This is a genomic window from Limnothrix redekei LRLZ20PSL1, from assembly GCF_043235035.1.
Taxonomy (GTDB): Bacteria; Cyanobacteriota; Cyanobacteriia; order CACIAM-69d; family CACIAM-69d; genus CACIAM-69d.
Genome location: NZ_JAZAQF010000034.1, coordinates 56,069 through 75,192, shown reverse-complemented (window position 1 = coordinate 75,192; position 19,124 = coordinate 56,069). Strand labels below are relative to the sequence as shown.

Here is a 19,124-nt window from a genome sequence, read left to right as displayed (position 1 = left end):
GCAGTCCAGTCAGTGGCTTTGTGCATTTGCTCAGTGGGCTGATTGCTTACTGCCATCAGCCCAAGAAGCCCACTCTTGACCTAGCGACACTAGGCATTGAACTCCCTGCTTAACCCGAATTCACGTTCAATTCAGGCAGTTGCTCAAGATTTTGAGCCTAATGTCATCAAACCATCAGAATCCTGGGTTCAAAATTTTGAGCCTAATGTCATCAAATCATCAGAATCCCTAATCAGCCCTGCGCCCCAAGCCACAAAACAGCGTGCCATCAGGTCTTTGCGGCGCTCGATCGCGCCAAATGCCCAAAACTGGTTTGGTCACCCTCAGAATTTCCGGTAAAGTATTGGGCGACGGCCGATTGGGCATGGGTAAAAAACACAAACCCCCATCAACGGGTCGCTTAAGCGCCCGCCGCCCATTAACAAACCCCCGATCGAATCCCCAAAAGCCTAATTTTTGGGATTCCAAGGGTTGTCGTGTTCCTGGTTTTGTTTTCCCCGTCCCGTTGCTTCTTCTCTGTGCGATCGCCCCGAGCCATTGACCCCGAGCCATTGACCCCGAGCCTATGCGTTGATGCTCAGAGCTAGACCAGTTGGCCCATGACTTGCACCTGTTGGTTTGATCGCTAACTGCTCTTACGCTTGCTGATTGTTGTCCGCTTGGGATTTTTCCCCTTGCTCCCTCTTTCCATCGGCTGATCATCCTATGACGCTGCTACAACCGCTGTACGATCGCCTCAACACCGATGGCCGCACCATCGGGCGATCAAACCAAGGTTGGATTTTGATGGGTGTGGTTTCCCTGTTGATCTTTGGGGGACTGGCTCAGCGCCTGGTGCATCTCCAGCTCATGGAAGGTGAGGCCCTGCGGGCCCGGGCCGAGCGCAACCGCATTCAAACCATCCCCAAAATTCCTAGCCGGGGCAACCTGCTCGATCGCAACGGCAAACTGCTCGCGGGTAACCAGCTCACCCACTCCGTTTCCGTTTGGCGCACAGCGGTTAACCGGCCCAACTGGCCCCGGCTGCGGAACATCCTGGCCACCACCCTCAATATTTCAGAAGACGATCTACAGGCTCGGGCCGATCACCTGGATTTTGAATCTCGCTTTCTGATTCCTGTTCAGCACAACGTGAAACCCGAAGAGGTTGTGCGGTTGCGGGAATATGGCGTGGATCTGCAAGGGGTGCAAATTGAACGGGAAACCAGTCGCTCCTATCCCTACGGTGAAACAGCCGCCCACGTCTTGGGCTACATCGGCGAAATCAGCAAAGAAGAACTAGAAGGCAACCGATTTCGGGCCCAGAAATCCGCCAAAGGCTATCGCTATGGCGACATCGTGGGCAAAATGGGCCTTGAAAAGTCCCTGGAATTTACCCTGCGGGGCCAGCCTGGTAGCGGCCGGGTGGAAATTGACGGCAAGGGCAACCTGATCAACATTTTGGACGATCGCCCCGCTCGACCCGGTGAAGATATCCACCTCAGTTTAGATGTGGACTTGCAGCGGGCTTCGGAATCGGCCTTGGGGGGACGCAACGGGGCCGTGGTGGTCATGAACCCCAAAACTGGCGAAGTGTTGGCCCTGGCCAGCGAACCCCGATTTGACCCCAATATCTTCACCCGCAAGATTGACCAACGCACTTGGCAAGCCCTGCAAAAGCGTCGCCATCCCTTCGTGAACCGAGCTTTGCAGGCCTATCCCCCCGCCAGTACCTTCAAGGTGGTCACCACCGTGGCGGCGGTGGAGTCGGGCAAACTCCCGCCCGATGCCGTTTTGCCTACCTATGCCTATTTACCCGTGGATGGTACCCGGGTCTGGGATTGGAACAAGTCTGGCTTTGGCCCCATGAGCTTCATCAGTGCCATGGCCATGAGCAGCAACACCTTTTTTGGGCAAGCGGGCCTGCGGGCGGGCGAAAAAAACCTGATTACTTGGGCCCGGAAGTTGGGCTTTAGCTCACCGACGGGTATTGAGTTGCGGTTTGAAGAAGCCAGGGGGCTGATTCCCAGCGATGAGTGGAAGCGAAAAAATGACTTGGGGCCTTGGCATCGGGTGGATACGGTCAACGCTTCGATCGGGCAAGGCTACGTGCAAGCTTCCCCCCTGCAAGTGGCGGTCATGTTTTCAGTTGTGGCCAATGGGGGCTATCGGGTGCAGCCCCGGTTGGTGCAGTCCACGCCGATTCAGCGGGAGTCTTTGGGTTTGAAACCCAGCACCTTGGAACTGTTGCGAAAATCCCTGCGCAGTGTGGTGACGGCGGGTACGGGCAAAGCCCTGAATGGCACGGTGTCGGTGGCAGGCAAGAGCGGCACGGCGGAAGATCCGCCCCGGGAAACCCATGCTTGGTTTGGGGCCTATGCGCCCTATGAAAAACCGGAGATTGTGGTGGTGGCGTTTTTGGAAAATGGTGGTGGCGGTGGCAAGGTGGCCGGCCCCGTTGCCCGATCGGTGATTGATGCCTATTTTGCCAAGGCTCGCCAACCCCAAAAGGGCAAATCCAACACCGCCCAAGCCTCAACGGCCAACCAGCCCACCGGCAACAATCGCCAATCTCAGGATTAGCCGCTGGGAATCCAAGGCCGATCGGCTAAGAAACCGGTTGAGGCAGTTCCGCCCATGAGGTTGTGCCGTTCCCTTGGGCGCGAAATCGATGTGAATTAGCTTTATGAATTAGCTCTAATTGATTAGCCCTAATTGATTAGTGTTAATTAATCAATAATGAATAAGTGCCCTAAAACTGGGTGAAACCCAACCGGACTACTCGTGAACCCAAACTCCAACCCGATCGCCCAAAAACCTGAATGGCTCCGCGTCAAGGCTCCTCAGTGGGAGCGCGTGGGCAATGTCAAAGATATTTTGCGGGACTTGGCCCTGAACACGGTCTGCGAAGAAGCCTCCTGCCCCAACATTGGCGAGTGCTTCAATGCCGGAACGGCCACGTTTTTAATCATGGGGCCCGCCTGCACCCGCGCTTGTCCCTACTGCGACATTGACTTTGAGAAAAAGCCCAAAGCCCTGGATCCCACGGAACCAACGCGGCTGGCGGAAGCGGTGCGCCGGATGCGGCTGAACCATGTGGTGATTACATCGGTGAATCGGGATGACTTGCCCGACGGTGGGGCGGATCAGTTTCGCCAGTGCATTGCGGCCGTGCGATCGGCCTCGCCGGGAACCACGATCGAGGTGTTGATTCCGGATCTTTGCGGTAACTGGGCGGCGCTGGATATTATCCTGTCGGCGGGGCCGGAGGTGCTGAACCACAACACGGAAACGATCGCCCGTCTTTATCGCCGGGTGCGCCCTCAAGGGGACTATCAACGGACCTTGGAACTGTTGCAACGCGCCAAAACCCTTGCCCCTTGGCTGTATACCAAATCTGGAATTATGGTTGGGCTGGGGGAAACGGCGGCGGAAGTGGAACAAGCCATGGCCGACCTACGATCGGTGGATTGCGATATTTTGACCCTCGGGCAATATCTCCAGCCTTCGCCTAAGCATTTGCCGGTGCAGTCTTTTGTGACTCCGGAGCAGTTTGAAGCTTGGCGGGTGGCCGGGGAGTCCATGGGCTTTTTGCAGGTGGTTTCTTCGCCGCTGACGCGTAGTTCCTACCATGCGGAACAGGTGCGATCGCTGATGGAGCGTTATCCCCGATCGCGCCCGCAGTCTGCTGAGGCGCTTTCCGTCGGCTAGGCAACGGTTAACAGATTCCGCGACTTGAATCCGCGCTTTGAATCCTTTCGCTCCAGAACCATGGCGCAGCTCATTGCCCATCGGGGCAGTTCCGCGATCGCTCCCGAAAATACCTTGGCGGCGATCGAACAGGCGATCGCTGACCGGGTTGATGCGATCGAGCTGGATGTGCAGGAACTGGCGGACGGCACCCTGGCGGTACTCCATGACACGAACTTGCGGCGGTTGGCCGGGGTTGATCGCCCTAGCCATCAACTGACCGCTGCGGACTTAGCCCAATTGGAGGTGGGATCCTGGTTTCGTCCCCGGTTTGCGGGAACCCGGATTCCAACCTTGGCGGCGGTGTTGGCCCAGGTGGGCGATCGGGTGGCCCTGAATTTGGAACTGAAGTGTCATGGCCAGGAACGCCAGTTACCGGAAGCCGTGGTGGCTTTGTTGAGTACGTTTCCCCAAGCACAGGTCACGCTCACGTCTTTTAATTGGGCAATGCTGCAACGGGTGCGGGCGATCGCGCCTGAATTCCCCTTGGGCCCGATTGCGGCTGACCTGCTGGATTGGGCCGCGCTCGATCGGGAATTGGGGGCGGTGGCGGTGGTGTCGTTGCACCATGGCCAGCTCACCCCCGAAGTGGTGGCTCTGGCGCGATCGCGGCAGGCGGCCCTGTGGGTTTGGACAGTGGACGATCCCATCGAAATGGAGCGGGCCCTGAGCTTGGGGGTGGATGGCGTGATCACCAACGCTCCCGATCGGGCCCAGTTTGATCGGCTGCGGCTGGCGACTGCGGCTCCTAGCCCGATCGGCTCGGACGGTCAATAGCTCACCAGCACCCAACGGGAACCCCAGAATTTCAGGGCCAAACTTGCCCAATTACAGGCCGAATTCGCGCTTAATCTGGGCCACCCAAGTGGCGATTCGCTCATCGGTCAAGTCCGGTTGGTTATCTTCATCCAGCGCCAGCCCCACGAAGTGATCGCCCCGTTGGGCCTTGGATTCGCTGAAGTCATAGCCCGCGATCGGCCACATGCCCACGGTTTGGCCGCCCAGGCTGGCAATTTTTTCTTCCAGTAATCCCATCGCGTCCTGGAAATTGTCTGCATAGCCCACCTGATCGCCAGGGCCAAAGTAGGCCACCTTTTTGCCCGCAAAGCTGATGTCGTCTAGCTCTCCGTAGAGGCCATCCCAGTCGCTTTGGAGTTCGCCGATGTTCCAAGTGGGACAACCCACAATCAGGTAGTTATAGGGCGCAAAGTCTTCGACGCTGGCATCGGCCACATCGTGCAAATCCACCACGGCATCGCCGCCAAGGGCCGCTTGAATTTTTTCAGCCAAGGATTCTGTGTTGCCCGTTTGCGTGCCGTAGAACAGTCCGATCGTTGCCATAGGTTCGATTCGTTGAAGGGTTGATAGGGTTTGTGGTTATGGGACAGATGCCCATCCGAGATCTTGGGGGCGAGAGGTTTCAACCCCTTGCCTGATCCCTGCTCGATCTCTGCCTGAGTCTTGATCAGGTTGTTGGGTCAGTCCTCAAAAAGTTGAGGGTGTTGCAGTCGGCCGGCCGAGTACCGATCCTGCTTCAGGGGCGATCGCCATGCACTGCTGGTTACTGGCGATTGACCCTCGATCGCTTATCTAATGAAATTGACTCTCAATAAATAAGCAATAGCAGCATAGCAAGCTTTCTTTAATTGAGAAAGAGTTTTAATAAACTGAAAATGCCTACCAAACCAGAAAAAAGGGGATCGATCGCCACCCCCAGCGACGGAGCGGCCCCGAATCCCCCCAGTCCTCGCGATCGGCCCTCCACGACCGATTTCGATTTCTGTAAATGACTGACTTTTGGATCAAAAACTCAAAAAACGGTTTGAACGATGCTGGCCAATCAGGCTAGTAGCGGGGCGATCGCTTAGAGTGCCAACAGGCCCGCCCCCTGGGTCAACAGCAGGAAGGCAAAGATCGCGCCACCCATGCCACCCACCAAGAACATGGCGCTGAACTGGCTCCAGCCGTCCGCCGTCCGTAGGTTTTCAGGCAGTACAGCCGCATTCGCGCTCACGGCCTTGGCCATGCCCCGGAACTGATCCAGGGAGCGATCGCCCCGGTTCGGGAAGGTTACGGCCCCATAGAGTGACAGGCACAGGGACAAAATCAACAGCAGCCCCATGGTGGCAATCAGCCCCACCAGTTCCGCCGACTGGCTCGATCGCATCGGCCCCAGCTTGATGAACGGCCCCACCAGGAAGTAGCCGTGGGCCATGCCAATTTCCAGACCCCGCGACAGGGGCGACAGATTCGGGCGATAGATCGGCAGGTATTGCACCAGGGCCAGGGTCATATCGGAGGCGCTCACAGGCGTGTCCAACGTGCCCGCTTCCGGGGAGCCGCCACCGGGCCGGATAAAGCTATCGCTGCCGAACTTGAAGCCCACGGCCTCCGCCCGCACCCGCAGGGCGTGCCACAAATGCCCCGCCAAAAACAGGATCGCAAACACAAAGTGGAAAGTTGCGAGCCAGCCCCGAGCGGTCACCGTGCCGTCCTGGGTGACGATGCCCAGGGGCCCGTAGAACACTTCGGGATAGGCAAAATCATTCACCGACACGAAGTAGGCGGCGAAGAAGCCCATATAAGCCAAGGCTCCCAAGCTGTAGGACAGGTAGGCTTCTCCCGTCCAATAGAACACCCGCTCCACCCAGAGCCAAGGACGGCTGAGGATGTGCCAGAGGCCGCCCGCGATGCAGAGACCGCCGACCCACACATGGCCACCCACCAGGTCTTCGAGGTTATCGATCGCCGCCATCCCTTGGCTGCCGTGGGATCCGACTAGATAACCCCAAATCGTGCCGAACTCCAGGGTGGGGTGCTCAACCAGGCGCACGGAGCCGATCGCTGGGTCATAGAGACCGCCCCAGGCCATGGCCTTGGCCACCAACAGGAAGGCCCCAGCCCCCAACAGCAACAGGTGAATGCCAATAATCGTGGTCATTTTGTCCTTGTCGCGCCAGTCGTAGCCAAAGAAGCCACTGAAGTTGGCGCGATCGGTCGGCAGCACCTCGGGGCCCAGCACGGCGTGATAGATGCCGCCAGCCCCCAACACCGCCGCACTGACCAGGTGCAACATGCCCACCACCAGATAGGGATAGGTGTCGGCGATCGCCCCATTGGGCCCCAAGCCAAACCCCAGGGTGGCCAAGTGGGGCAACAGAATCAGCCCCTGAGTCCCCATCGGTTGGCTCGCGTCGTAACGAGACAGCTCAAACAGGGTCATGGCCCCCGCCCAGAGCACAATCAGCCCCGCATGGGCCACATGGGCCCCCAGCAGCTTGCCCGATAGGTTCACAAACCGACCGTTTCCGGCCCACCAGCCCAACTGCGGCATGGCGGGGGCCGCCGTCCGAGAGATTACAGCGCTCATGCAGCAGCCTCCTGGGTTGATTGGGTAGAGGAATCAGCGGTGTTAGGGGTGGCCGGGGTGGTTTGCCCAAAGCCAAACCGCACACCAGCCGCTTGCAGGGCGTGGAAAATATGCCCTTGTAGGAAAAAGAATCCGAGCCAGAAATGGGCGTTGGCCAACCAAACGCGGGAGGTCAATGCGCCATCGGGGCTAAAGAAATAGGGCACGCGATCGAACCCGATTTGCAACCTGGGGCCAAAGAAGGCCTCGGGGAAGGCGACGGCATTCACGGACACAAATAGGGTGGCCACAAAGGCCATCAGGGCCAGCGCTCCCAGGCTGTAGGACAAATAGGCCTCGCCCGACCAAATAAACAGGCGCTTCACGGCTGCGGACGGTTCCGAAACGATGTGCCAAAGGCCGCCACCGATCAGGATTGCACCCAACCAAGCGTGGGCTCCGACGATCGTGGGCAAGTCATTGACGCTAGCCAGCCAGTAGCGACCGCCGGCCCCAAAGAAGTAGCCGAGGATTTGCCCCAAATCCCAGTTCAGGTCGCTGACCAACTGGACACGGCCCACCGCCGGATCGTAAAGACCGCCAAAGGTAGTGGCCTTCAGCACCAGTAACCAAGCGCCCAATCCGAGCAACACCAGGTGAATGCCCAGAATTTGGGTCATTTTGTTGGCATCATCCCAGCGGTAATTGAAAAAGCCGGTGCGATCGAGCCGTTCGGGCCCCTTGAGGGCGTGGAACAAACCGCCCGCCCCCAGGAAGGCGGCGCTGATCAAATGAATTGCCCCGATCGCAAACCAATCATCGGTTTGGGCGATCGCCCCGTTGTTGCCCAGGCCCCAACCCAACCGGGCCAGGTTCGGCAGCAAAATCAAGCCTTGCTCATACAGCGGCCGACTCAGATCGCAGCGGGAGACCTCAAACAGGGTCATTGCCCCCGCCCAAAGCACGATCAGTCCCGCATGGGCCACATGGGCCCCCAACAATCGTCCCGACAGTTCCGTCAGGCGGGCATTCCCCGCCCACCAAGGAATCGCGATCGCCGTCTGTGGCGGCGTGGTGGTGACAGTCATAGGAAGTTCCCAACAACAGCTTGCAGCGTTTGCAGTTTTTGCAGGTATGCGCCATTCGGTGCAGACTCGAGTAACCCTCGAATCTTTATTGAAACTTTATAGCAATAAAGCCTGAATCAAGATTTGGAAAATGTCAAGAATAATTTTCAATAAGATTTGAACAAGTAAGTCCAACGGCTGGAGATCCAACGGCTGACGATCGCCCTGTTTCGTCGCGCCGGTTTCAATCGATGCTCTGGGCGGACTAAAGTAGGGGCGTACGGCCGTACGCCCAATCAAGGGTCAACGATGCGAACTGTTGAGCGAAAACCGTTGAGCGAAAACCGTTGAGTTAAAGCGGATGGTTGCCGGCCTGCAATTGCTCAGGAATTGGGCGATCGCGAGAGATGACGCGGCCTTGAGCCTGGCGACCGAGCAGGCCGCCCGCCAACTCACGGCCGGGGGGTAACCACAACAACCAACGGCTGCGATCGGGCAATTGACTGACCCGATCGACCGCTGAAGTGAGCCACAGCACGGCCCGGGAAGGCGGTTCATGTTCAGCTAGCTCCCCGGCTTGGGTTCCTGCCAGGGTTTCCAACACCACCTGTCGCCCTCGCACCAGCCCGGTGGCCGCCGTCCAGAGGAAGGGATCGAGGTAACAGCGGCTGGCATAGACATACATGGAGGCGGCCGCTTCCACGGCCTGCTCAAAATCTTCGGGATCCCAGGCGATCGCACTGTCGAGGGCCACAATCAAATCGGGCCCTGTGGCGGCGGTTTCCAATTCCCGCACCTGAAGCTCCCCAAACCGGGCACTGCTGCGCCAATGAATGAGCCGGGTGGAGTCGCCCCAACGGTAGGGCCGCAGGGAGCGGGTGAGGCCTTCGGTTCCCAAACGTAAGGCGCGATCGCCCGCTGCGTTTTGGGCATCCCCTTCGCCCATCCAATCCACGATCGGGCATTGGGCCAGGGGCCAAACTCGAGGGTAAACCACCAGTTTGGCCGGTGCGGTGATCGGCTGTTGTCGCCAAAACAGGCCGAAGGGCGCACCCGATCGCAAGGTGAGATTCGGCCAACGGTAGATGCCGCGCCGCTGGGCCCGAAATTGGGCTTGGATGGTGATGCTGCCTTGGGCGGGAATCAGGGCGATCGAGCCGCTGGCAACGGGCAGGGGGGCCGGTGGCCGATCGACCCATTGCAACAGAGAGCGGGCCGATCGGGCATGGTTGGTGATCCGGCATTCCACCACGGCCAAATCATCAACGCTGATCGGTTGAATGGGCGATCGGTTGGCGCTCAGGCCCCCGAGCGATCGCGCCGTCAGCACCGCCGCCACCAACATCAGCGCCAACAGCACCCCACTCATCACGTAGAGCCAGCCGGCCATGGCGTTGGTGGCCGCCCCAAACAGAAACAGGGCGATCGCGCCCAGCAAGGCCCCCTGAAACGAAGGACTCACCAAACGGGTCTCCCAGCCCATCAGCCACATAACCCAGCGGTGGCGCACCGTTGCCAGCAGTTTGAACATGATTGAAAGGGGGATCAGGGCCTTGCGATCGCAGCTTGGACTCTGGAGATCACTTGCACTGTTGATTAACCCATCATAGGGCGATCGCCCCGGATCGCCAGAGCCGCCTATTGGCCGAGGGTCAGCTCTTCCTTTTTGCCCAAAATGCCCTGGGGCCGCCACATCATCAACACCACCAAAATCAGCCCAATGACCATCAACCGGAAAGCGCCCAAGCGGGCATCATCCAAGGGCAACAGGGCCGGCAACACAAACCGGGTGAGGGTGGTGTATCCCCAAAACAGGACAGAACCCAACAGCGTACCCGCATTGTTGCCCGCACCGCCCAAAACCACGATTGTCCAAGCTTGGAAGGTCATCAGCGGAATGAAGCCATCGGGGTTAATGAAAGTGAGATTCCAGGCATAGAAGGAACCGGCGACCCCCGCGATCGCGCCGCCCAACATCAGGGATTGCAGTTTGTACCAAAACACGTTTTTGCCCAAGGCCCGCGCGATTTCTTCGTCTTCGCGGATTGCCTTGAGCACTCGGCCCCAGGGCGATCGGCCCAGTTGTTCCAGTTGCCAATAGACCAGACCCAAGACGGCCACCACCAGCAACATCAAGCCGCCTTTGTAGTTGAAATCCCAAAGGGCGATCGCCCCACAGCCATAGAGCAGCAGCCCCAATAGGGCCGAGATGCCACCCAACACCAGGCGACCCTTGGAGGGGGGCTGTTGGGTTGTGCCGGTGACTTGCCCTTGGGCGGCCTGTTGGCGCGATCGCAAAGCCTGCCGGAACCAGCGCCACAGAGACCAACCCGCCGCCCCAAAGATGCCCGTCCAAAGGGCGATCGCCACCGGAGCCACCCAAGGTGCGTCCGGCACTTGGGCCAAGGGCAGCGGGTAGCCATAAACGCCCCTTGCGCCTCGGGTCAGCCACTCTTCATTCAAAGCCACCAGCCGCACCACCTCCGACACCCCGATCGTGACGATCGCCAGGTAATCTTCCCGCAGGCGCAGGGTGGAAATGCCCACCAACAGGCCCAGCAGAGCCGCCAACCCCGCCCCGATCGCCACCGCCAGCACAATCGGCCAACCCTGAAGCGACAGCAGAATGGTGGTGTAGGCCCCAATGGTCATGAAGGCCACATGGCCAAAATTAATTAAGCCCGTGAGACCCCATTGCAAATTCAGACCCAGACCAAAGAGGGCAAAGATGCCTGAAAAGATAATCAGTGAGGTGAGGTAAGCAATCATGGGGGCGCGATCGAGCCTCAGCGTAGGAATAGCCCAAATTTCACGCCCCATTGTAGGGCAGGGAGCTGATGGATCGATGGTTTAGTCATTGGTTTAGGTGCTGATTTAGGCGCTGGTTTAGCCTGGCGGGCAAGGGTTGGCTTAGGCGCTGCCCAAGGCCGCATTCACCACCTGAGGAAACAGACCCGAACACCACCAAACCCCCACGGCAGAGCAGTAAGGCAAATGGCCCGCCGGGGCGCTGAGGCTGAAGTTACGGCTCTTTTGGCTGGTCCAACCCAGGCGATCGCCAAACCGACACCAAGCCTCCACGGGGCTGGCCGTTTGGCTGGTGACCTCTAGCCAAATGTCGTATTGAATACGGAAACCAAAGTGATTGTTGCTGTGGATTGTCCAGAGGCGATCGATCTCGGTTAGATCGCCCTTGGGAAATTGCTCAATATCTTCCACCCGCAACCAACTGGCCCCCTCGCGGCCCACCACCTTCAGCATGATTCGAGTGGTTTCTCGATCGGCCTCCAGCCACTTTTGCGCTTCCAACAACTGGGACAGCCGCCCGTAGCGATCGACCGGGGCCGGAGTTGGCCCCGGCGAAGGCATCACAAACTGCAAAATGGTCACCTCCTCCTCCGTGGGCAGCCCGTGGGCCGGCGGCATAGGGGCGGGGGGGCGATGCTCTGGCAAGTGGAAAGGGTTTTCGTTGCGATCGGGATTTGCCAAGGGCGGGGCAGAATGGACTGCCGAACTTGCATTGCCTGCGTCCTGTAGGGCGGCCGTGTCCAAGGGACCCAAGTCAAACGGTAAGGGATCGGATCCTGACTCGATCGAATGGGATTGTCCCTGGGATCCCGCCTGGGGCGATCCTGTCTGTGGTGACCTTTGGGGCCCCGCGCCCTGTTTCAGGGCTTGAATCTGTTGCTGGAGCTGACCCTGAAGCTGTTGCAACGTTTCCAGCCATTCCGGCGAAAGGGTTTGGAGCAGCAGTTTTTGCGATTCTTGTAGTTGTGTTAGTTCCAAATACAGGTGCGATCGCTCCTGGCGGGCCCGTTTCAGTTGGCCTTCAATGTGGTTTAACTTGGCATCCAAATTTAATCGCTGCCAAAACTCCCGGGCCCAAGTGGTGCGCACCTGGTCGCGGGCCCGCAACAGGGCAATGGTTGCCCGATCGCTCCCCGTGCCCACCAGCGCCTCCGGTAACGGGGAATTATCCCAACCACAGGTTGGGCAAAGCACTTCGGTGTCTGACAACTCGGTGGAACAGATGGGACAGCGCACAGCAGCCATGGGTCAAAAGGGGGGTGAGGGCAGGGGGATGCTACTGCCGTCCCTATTCTACTCAGCCGTTTGGCACTGTCGGGAACTGTGCCCTCGGCCACAGATGCAGGAGAGCCGGTGTCTGATGCAATCGCTACCGTGATCGGGGGTGGGAGCTGGGCTACACTCAAGGCGCGATCGGGAAGATAAAAAGACGATAAGAAGGAGTGTTTATGACCGGCACTGCGTCATTGTGGCAGCGTTACCAAGACTGGCTCTACTATCACGAGGGCTTGGGGCTGTATCTGGACGTGAGCCGGATGCGGTTTGATGATGCATTTGTGGCTCAGATGCAGCCCAAGTTGGCCAAAGCGTTTGAGGACATGACCGCCCTGGAATCGGGGGCGATCGCCAATCCCGACGAACAACGGATGGTGGGTCACTATTGGCTGCGGCAACCGGACTTGGCCCCAACACCGGAATTGCGAGACGACATCATCAACACCCTTGACCGCCTCGAAACCTTCACGGCGGCCATCCACAACGGTCAGCTCACGGCCAATGGTCAGCCCTTTACCGATGTATTGTCGATCGGGATTGGCGGTTCGGCCCTGGGGCCGCAGTTCGTGGCGGAGGCCTTGGCTCCCAATCAGCCGCCCTTGGCTATTCACTTTGTGGACAACACCGACCCCGACGGCATCGATCGAATTCTGTCCAAGAGCACGAGCGGCTCCCCCCTGCGCGATCGCCTGGCCACAACCCTGGTGCTAATCATCTCCAAGTCCGGCGGCACACCCGAAACCCGCAACGGCATGGTGGAAATTCAAGCGGAATTTGGCCAAGCCGGTTTGCCCTATCACCGCAACTTTGTGGCCATTACCTGTGAGGGCAGCGCCTTGGATCAACGGGCGATCGCGGAAGGTTGGCTCGATCGATTCCCGATGTTTGATTGGGTCGGTGGCCGAACCTCGGAACTGTCGGCGGTGGGGCTGTTGCCAGCAGCGCTCCAAGGGATCCAAATTCGAGAAATGCTCTTGGGCGCGCAAATGATGGATCAGGCTACCCGAGACCGTAGCCTGAAAACCAACCCCGCCGCCCTGTTGGCCCTTTGCTGGTATTACGTGGGCCGAGGCAAGGGCGAAAAGGACATGGTGGTTTTGCCTTACAAAGACCGGCTACTGCTGTTTTCGCGCTATCTCCAGCAGTTGGTGATGGAATCCTTGGGCAAGGAACGCGACCTGGATGGCAACTTGGTTTATCAGGGCATTGCCGTGTATGGCAACAAGGGCAGCACCGACCAACATGCCTATGTGCAGCAGTTGCGCGAAGGGGTTCCCAACTTTTTCGCCACCCTGATTGAAGTGTTGGAAGATGGCGGCTCGGGCGTGGTGGTGGAAGACGGGGCGATCGAGTCCGGCGACTACCTCAGTGGGCTATTGCAAGGCACGCGCCAAGCGCTCTACGACAACGATCGAGAGTCAATCACCATTACGGTTCCCCGCGTCAGCGAGCGCATTGTGGGGGCCCTGATTGCGCTCTACGAACGGGCCGTGAGCTTCTATGCCTCCTTGGTGAACATCAATGCCTATCACCAACCGGGCGTTGAGGCCGGCAAAAAAGCCGCCGCCAACATCTTGACCCTGCAAAAGCGGCTGGTGTCGGTCTTGCAAGATGCGGGAGAACCCCTGTTGATTGCGGAGTTGGCAACGCAGGTGGGGGCGATCGAGCAGGTGGAAACAATCTATTGGATCCTGCGGCACTTGGCGGCCAATGGGCGCGGCCCGGTGCTGGTGGGTAATCCTGGACAACCGGCCAGCCTGAAGGTGTCTTGGAAATAGGTGTTTGGGAAATTTTGATCCATTGCTGAGTTTGCGGTTGTCGGAATTCAATCGCAATTCAACCATTTCCCTGTTCAAATTAATGCCCAAACCAATGTCCAACTAATACCCAACTAATGTCCAACTAATGTTCAAAAGCGAGTCGGGGTAGATGCAAACCTACCCCGATTTTTTGGGCGATCGATTCCCAATTTGGCTCGATGCAACCATGCGCCCCCGCTGACCTATTCCGGTTCTCGCAGGCGATCGGGCCCCACCCACTCATCCCAAGTTTCGTCGTAATCGTCATAGCTGATGTGGTGCAGGCCATACCAAGCCTTTTTGATCGTTGCGGGATACCAATCGCCCGCCTCATCCTGCACCTCCACCGCCGCTCCCAGGTCATACATCACCGGTTCATAGGGACGGATGCGATCGGGCGTGACCCACTCTTCTGACTGATCCACCACGTATTGCACTCGGTATTGCGGATCGCCGTCTGAATCGCTTACCTCCACAATTTTTGCCCGATACCAATCCTCCTCATATTCCACCTCCACCCGGCGACCCAATTGGGGATCGAATTGATCGGTAACTCGTGACAGTTGCATTTGGGGATCGAAATCGTTGGTTGTGAAAAACATTGATTTTTGATCTTCAATGAACGCCACTTCCAATTCCGTGTAGCGGGCAAAATCATAGAGCGTAATCACCCGATCTTCATCCAAATCAACCGTGGGATCTCCTTGTAATCCCTTCAGCAAAGAAGCCGTAAAAGTCCAAGCGCCCGTTGAAGTGTTGTGGGCATAGGCAGAGGTCACACAAGCGTAAGCAATTTCGCTTTCCCGCCGTTTGGCTTCATCAATCAGTCCCCCAGAGAAGCAACAGTCCGCCATCAGCAGGACATGGGAACCATTGAAGTTTTCTTCAATATCATCAAAAATGCTGGACACTTTCCAATAGGTTTCCGTATCTTCCGCATCGGCATCATAGTTGTAAAAATAATGTTCTCCCGATTCGGAATCCCAGCCGCCATGACCAGCAAAGTAGAGCATTAAGAGGGCATTTTCATCGGTGCTGGCCAAAAAATTCGGCAGTTGAGATTGAATGGCGGAGAGGGTGGCTTGACGATCCTGAAGATAAATAATTTGGGATTTAGGCACACCTTGGTTGCGGAAAAATTCCACTAACTGCGCGTCCGATCGATTGGGAACAGCATCCGGAAAAGGGGCGAAGGCTTCTGAGTCTTGCCACTCCAGCAAACCCACCGCAAAGATCCAAGTTGTTTCGAGATTCCATTCCATGGTCAAGGGCATTCTAGGAGGATGCTGTGGAGAGGATGAGACTACGATTAGGTTCGATCGAACGGCTCTTGGCCGCCCTTGCACTCAGGACAATCGCGATCGGGTGGCGCAATTGGGGAGCAATTGGGGCGCGATCGAGCCATCCTCCGCACATCAGGCCCATCTTAATCCTGGCGTTTGGGATCTGACCACGGGCCCTGTTCGGTTTTGGGTTGCCAGAGGATGATCCCGGCCACCGAGCGATCGCCCTGGTTTTCAGAATTTGGCTCGATTCCCACGTGACCTTTACTTGAGCTTGACTTGATCCCTGCCTGGTTCCTGCCTGTTTTTTGCTGGAACCTTGTGGCTAGCGGGCAAACCGTAACAAAGACTACAATTTAAACAGGAAGGTTGCTCCAACTACCTTCAAGGAACGACCCGAAGCATGGAAAGCCAATCGCTGTTTGTGGGTGCGCGCCAAAATCTCGATTTGGCCCTGAAGCATATCGCCATTTCGGAAGATGCGATCGAACATTTAAAGCATCCAAAAGCCAGTCTGCAAGTTTCAATTCCCGTGCGGATGGATGATGGATCGTTACAGGTTTTTCAGGGCTATCGAGTTCGCTATGACGATACGCGCGGCCCTGCAAAAGGTGGGGTTCGCTATCATCCTCAAGTGTCCTTGGATGAGGTCACGTCCTTAGCATTTTGGATGACCTTTAAATGTGCAGTGTTGGATTTACCCTTTGGCGGTGGCAAGGGTGGAATTACGGTTAATCCTAAGCAGCTTTCGCGATTGGAGTTGGAGCGTTTAACGCGCGGCTATATTGATGCAATCGCGGATTTTATTGGGCCTGATGTGGATATTTTGGCCCCCGATGTTTACACCAACGCCACGATTATGGGTTGGATGATGGATCGCTACAACATCATTCAGCGCAAGTCCTGTCCGGCGGTGGTGACGGGCAAGCCGATCGCCCTGGGTGGCAGTGCGGGCCGAGAAACGGCCACGGCCATGGGAGCTTTTTTTGTGATGCAAACCATTTTGCCCAAGTTCGATCGCCCACCGGCCGAAACCACCGTTGCGATTCAAGGGTTTGGCAATGCGGGCAGCTTTTTGGCGGAACAAATCTATCGTGCGGGCTACCGAGTGGTGGCGGTCAGCGATTCCAAAGGCGGAATCTATGCTCCGGCGGGGTTAGATATTCCTGCCATTCGCCAAAACAAGGAAGCGGGACGCGGTATGGAGGCCCTTTACTGCCATGGCACGGTTTGCAACATGGCAGATCATCAATTGATTACCAATGAAGCACTCTTGGAACTGCCCGTTGATGTGTTAATTCCGGCGGCGCTGGAAAATCAAATTACACCGGAAAACGCCGATCAAATTCAGGCCAAACTGATCTTTGAAGTGGCGAACGGGCCGATTACCTTTGAAGCCGATCGCCTCCTGAATCAAAAGGGAATTTATGTCTTGCCGGACATTTTGACCAATGCAGGCGGCGTGACCGTTAGCTACTTTGAATGGGTGCAAAATCGGAGCGGTTTGTATTGGTCGGCGGCGGAGGTGGAACAGCGGTTGGCGGAACGGATGACCCGCGAAACGGAGCGGATTTGGCAGCTCGCCCAATCGCTGGATTTGTCCCTGCGAACGGCGGCCTATGTCCATGCGCTCGATCGCCTGCGGGCAGCGATCGAGGTGAAGGGCACACGCGACTATTACGCACAGGCCAAAGCCTAAGTTCCAATTTCAGCCAAGTTCAACAGCCGGGGTCATTCCCGGTGGGCAGCGGCCACGACCCGATCGCGCCATTGGTTGCGGGTTTCCGTGAGTTCGATCGCCCAATGAATCGCTTCAATCATGCTGGCAGGGTTGGCGATCCCTTGGCCAGCAATGTCAAAGGCCGTGCCGTGGTCGGGGGAGGTGCGCACAAAGGGCAGGCCGATTGTGGTGTTGACGGCGCGATCGAAGGCCATCAGCTTCACGGGAATCAATCCTTGGTCGTGATAAAGCGCTAAGTAGGCATCGGGCAACCCGGCTGGAAGGGTAGGCCCAAACCAAGCTTGGCCCGCTGTCACCCACATGGTGTCTGGGGGAATGGGGCCGCGCAGGGTGGCGTTGGGGTAGCGATTGCGTGCTTGGGCCAACCAGGGAATCAGCCAATCGCGCTCCTCAGTGCCTAGTTGTCCCCCTTCGCCGCTGTGGGGATTCAAGCCGGCGATCGCGATGGTGGGATGCGTGATCCCCAAGTCTCGATCGAGCATGGTGACCAGCAAATCCAGCTTGCGATCGAGCAGTTCTGCCGTGAGCACCACAGGAACCTGATGCAGGGGAATGTGAGTGGTGGCCAGGAGGGCGCAAAGTTTCCAACCGGTTTGGGGCGATCGACCCACAAAGGCCATCCCAAACCGATCGACCCCGGCCCGTTCGGCACAAACCTCCGTTTGTCCAGGGAAGGCGTGGCCCGCTGAATGCCAGGCGGCTTTGCTGATCGGTGCGGTGACCACTCCCGCAAACCGGCCGGCCGCCGTGGCCGCCAAGGCCGCATCGAGCCAAGTGAAGCTGGCAGCTCCGGCGGCCGCATTTTCAACCCCCCAATGAATCGATCGCTCTAACAGCGGGTCGATCGGAATATCCAGAATCCTCAATTTGGCCGGATCAGCGATCGGCTGGGAACTGCGCGGCTGAAGTTGCGCATAGGTGCGGCTGAGAATCGATCGGCTGCCCACCAGCACCGGCCGCAAAGCCGCCACCGCCGGATCCGCCAGCGCCTTCAGCACGACTTCCGGCCCAATGCCCGCCGGGTCGCCAATGGAAATAGCTAGTCTAATCATCTTGGGATCTGGAGCGTTGTTGTCGAGAGAGGGGGTGAACGATGGGGCGCGGCATTGCCAAGGGCCTCGGGTCGATCGCCTGGTTGAGTTCGGCCCTGGCCGCTTGGGCAAAAGACCGAAACGTCCAGCCCGCTGCCCGAAACACCGGCCGATGATCTAACCACACGGCTCCTAGGGTCAGGGTCAAAAACCAACGATGGGCCATATGGGTCAACCTTTGATGCAGGGGCGATCGACCCTGGCGCAATTGGGTCAATAACTGACCTTGCATTTGCAAATGTTGACTTTCGTCCCACTCAATTTGCCATGCAACCGCTTGGGCGATCAGGTGGGCTGTGGCCCCCTGCAATGCCCGGGCATACAACAACCCCATCACCTCCGCCGTTAACAACATTGCCAGCGCCAATTCCCAATTCATGCCCCCCCGCAGCCACCGAAAAGCCGCGTCGGCCCAGTGGTGTCGCAGGCGGGGAAGCTGTTCGCGATCGAGCAGTCGCCCCAAGTCCGCCGCGTGGCGCTGTTCTTCTCGCACAAACCACTTGAACACATCCACCCAAACGGGATCCGCTCCTTGGTCAACCCAAGCCCGCACCGTTCGCATCAACCGATGGCCCTCGGAACTTTCCCCCAACTGGAAAATTGCGATCGATTGGCGAAACCGTTTTTGTTCTTGGGGGGTGAAGCCCCCAGTTTGCTGCCAATTAATCGGCAACAATTGGCTGTGATTTTGTTGGAAGTAAGCGAGCCAGTCGGCGGCCGTGATGCGATCGGCTGTTTTCGATCGCGCCAACGAAATTGGGTGCAACATAGGATGTTTTTGCCCATGCTAGCGCACCCATTTTTCTGTGGGGTTAATAACCGCCATTGGGGCGATCGCCCTTTGGCTAACCGAAAAGCACTCTGATCCTTTGACTGGAGTTCTTTAGGCTATCCAAAATGCTTGAGGAATTGTTGCTAGATTGCCTAAAACCTTGATGCTGGTGTTTCGAGATCACGAGGAACAAGAGACCCAAGAGACAAG

The 19,124-nt window shown here is 57.8% G+C and carries 15 protein-coding genes; 5 read left to right on the top strand and 10 right to left on the bottom strand.

Going from position 1 to position 19,124, the window contains the following annotated elements:
* The first annotated feature begins 705 nt into the window (after positions 1 to 705).
* The 3 genes from mrdA (at position 706) to VPK24_RS06845 (ending at position 4,506) form a co-directional block, all read left to right on the top strand.
* Complete coding sequence (gene mrdA, locus VPK24_RS06855; RefSeq protein ID WP_393011600.1) at positions 706 to 2,562, top strand: penicillin-binding protein 2; 1,857 nt, start codon at positions 706 to 708, stop codon at positions 2,560 to 2,562.
* Between the two features lie 201 nt (positions 2,563 to 2,763).
* Positions 2,764 to 3,690 (top strand): lipoyl synthase, encoded by a 927-nt coding sequence (gene lipA / locus VPK24_RS06850; RefSeq protein WP_393011598.1) that lies wholly within the window; start codon positions 2,764 to 2,766, stop codon positions 3,688 to 3,690.
* 60 nt (positions 3,691 to 3,750) lie between these two features.
* A complete protein-coding gene (locus VPK24_RS06845; RefSeq protein WP_393011596.1) occupies positions 3,751 to 4,506 on the top strand; it encodes a glycerophosphodiester phosphodiesterase in 756 nt (251 codons plus the stop codon).
* Positions 4,507 to 4,557: 51 nt separating this feature from the next.
* On the opposite strand, the gene fldA is transcribed toward VPK24_RS06845, so the two are convergent.
* The 6 genes from fldA to VPK24_RS06815 form a co-directional block, all read right to left on the bottom strand.
* On the bottom strand, positions 4,558 to 5,070 hold the full coding sequence (fldA, locus tag VPK24_RS06840; RefSeq protein ID WP_393011594.1) for a flavodoxin FldA: 513 nt from the start codon (positions 5,068 to 5,070) through the stop codon (positions 4,558 to 4,560).
* A gap of 523 nt (positions 5,071 to 5,593) precedes the next feature.
* Positions 5,594 to 7,099 (bottom strand): chlorophyll a/b binding light-harvesting protein, encoded by a 1,506-nt coding sequence (locus VPK24_RS06835; protein ID WP_393011592.1) that lies wholly within the window; start codon positions 7,097 to 7,099, stop codon positions 5,594 to 5,596.
* The gene (locus tag VPK24_RS06830; protein ID WP_393011590.1) at positions 7,096 to 8,166 is read right to left on the bottom strand and encodes a chlorophyll a/b binding light-harvesting protein; all 1,071 of its coding nucleotides are present in this window, start codon (positions 8,164 to 8,166) and stop codon (positions 7,096 to 7,098) included. Before VPK24_RS06830 ends, VPK24_RS06835 begins: the two co-directional genes overlap by 4 nt.
* A 331-nt stretch (positions 8,167 to 8,497) precedes the next feature.
* Positions 8,498 to 9,676, bottom strand: a complete 1,179-nt coding sequence (locus VPK24_RS06825) for a DUF58 domain-containing protein (protein WP_393011588.1) — start codon at positions 9,674 to 9,676, stop codon at positions 8,498 to 8,500.
* 107 nt (positions 9,677 to 9,783) lie between these two features.
* Positions 9,784 to 10,914, bottom strand: a complete 1,131-nt coding sequence (locus VPK24_RS06820) for a branched-chain amino acid ABC transporter permease (RefSeq protein ID WP_190531602.1) — start codon at positions 10,912 to 10,914, stop codon at positions 9,784 to 9,786.
* Positions 10,915 to 11,055: 141 nt separating this feature from the next.
* Positions 11,056 to 12,198 carry a GUN4 domain-containing protein gene (locus VPK24_RS06815; protein ID WP_393011586.1) on the bottom strand — a complete coding sequence of 381 codons (1,143 nt, stop codon included), beginning with the start codon at positions 12,196 to 12,198 and terminating at the stop codon, positions 11,056 to 11,058.
* 203 nt (positions 12,199 to 12,401) lie between these two features.
* Between VPK24_RS06815 and VPK24_RS06810 the strand changes: the two genes are divergently transcribed.
* Positions 12,402 to 14,006, top strand: coding sequence for a glucose-6-phosphate isomerase (locus VPK24_RS06810; protein WP_393011584.1), 1,605 nt, complete (start codon positions 12,402 to 12,404; stop codon positions 14,004 to 14,006).
* A 224-nt stretch (positions 14,007 to 14,230) separates the two neighbouring features.
* Here VPK24_RS06810 and VPK24_RS06805 read toward each other — a convergent pair whose 3' ends face one another.
* Together VPK24_RS06805 and VPK24_RS06800 are read right to left on the bottom strand one after the other, a co-directional pair.
* Positions 14,231 to 15,289 carry an agenet domain-containing protein gene (locus VPK24_RS06805; protein WP_393011603.1) on the bottom strand — a complete coding sequence of 353 codons (1,059 nt, stop codon included), beginning with the start codon at positions 15,287 to 15,289 and terminating at the stop codon, positions 14,231 to 14,233.
* Positions 15,290 to 15,302: 13 nt separating this feature from the next.
* Positions 15,303 to 15,452: a hypothetical protein gene (locus VPK24_RS06800; RefSeq protein ID WP_393011582.1), complete on the bottom strand. Its 150-nt coding sequence runs from the start codon at positions 15,450 to 15,452 to the stop codon at positions 15,303 to 15,305.
* 261 nt (positions 15,453 to 15,713) lie between these two features.
* Between VPK24_RS06800 and VPK24_RS06795 the strand changes: the two genes are divergently transcribed.
* Entirely contained in the window at positions 15,714 to 17,009 is a 1,296-nt protein-coding gene (locus VPK24_RS06795) for a Glu/Leu/Phe/Val family dehydrogenase (RefSeq protein ID WP_393011580.1), read from the top strand.
* 32 nt (positions 17,010 to 17,041) lie between these two features.
* Here the strand turns inward: VPK24_RS06795 and pdxA are convergent, their stop codons facing one another.
* Together pdxA and VPK24_RS06785 are read right to left on the bottom strand one after the other, a co-directional pair.
* Positions 17,042 to 18,103: a 4-hydroxythreonine-4-phosphate dehydrogenase PdxA gene (gene pdxA, locus VPK24_RS06790; RefSeq protein WP_393011578.1), complete on the bottom strand. Its 1,062-nt coding sequence runs from the start codon at positions 18,101 to 18,103 to the stop codon at positions 17,042 to 17,044.
* Positions 18,096 to 18,911, bottom strand: a complete 816-nt coding sequence (locus VPK24_RS06785) for a hypothetical protein (protein ID WP_393011576.1) — start codon at positions 18,909 to 18,911, stop codon at positions 18,096 to 18,098. Before VPK24_RS06785 ends, pdxA begins: the two co-directional genes overlap by 8 nt.
* Positions 18,912 to 19,124 lie beyond the last annotated feature (213 nt).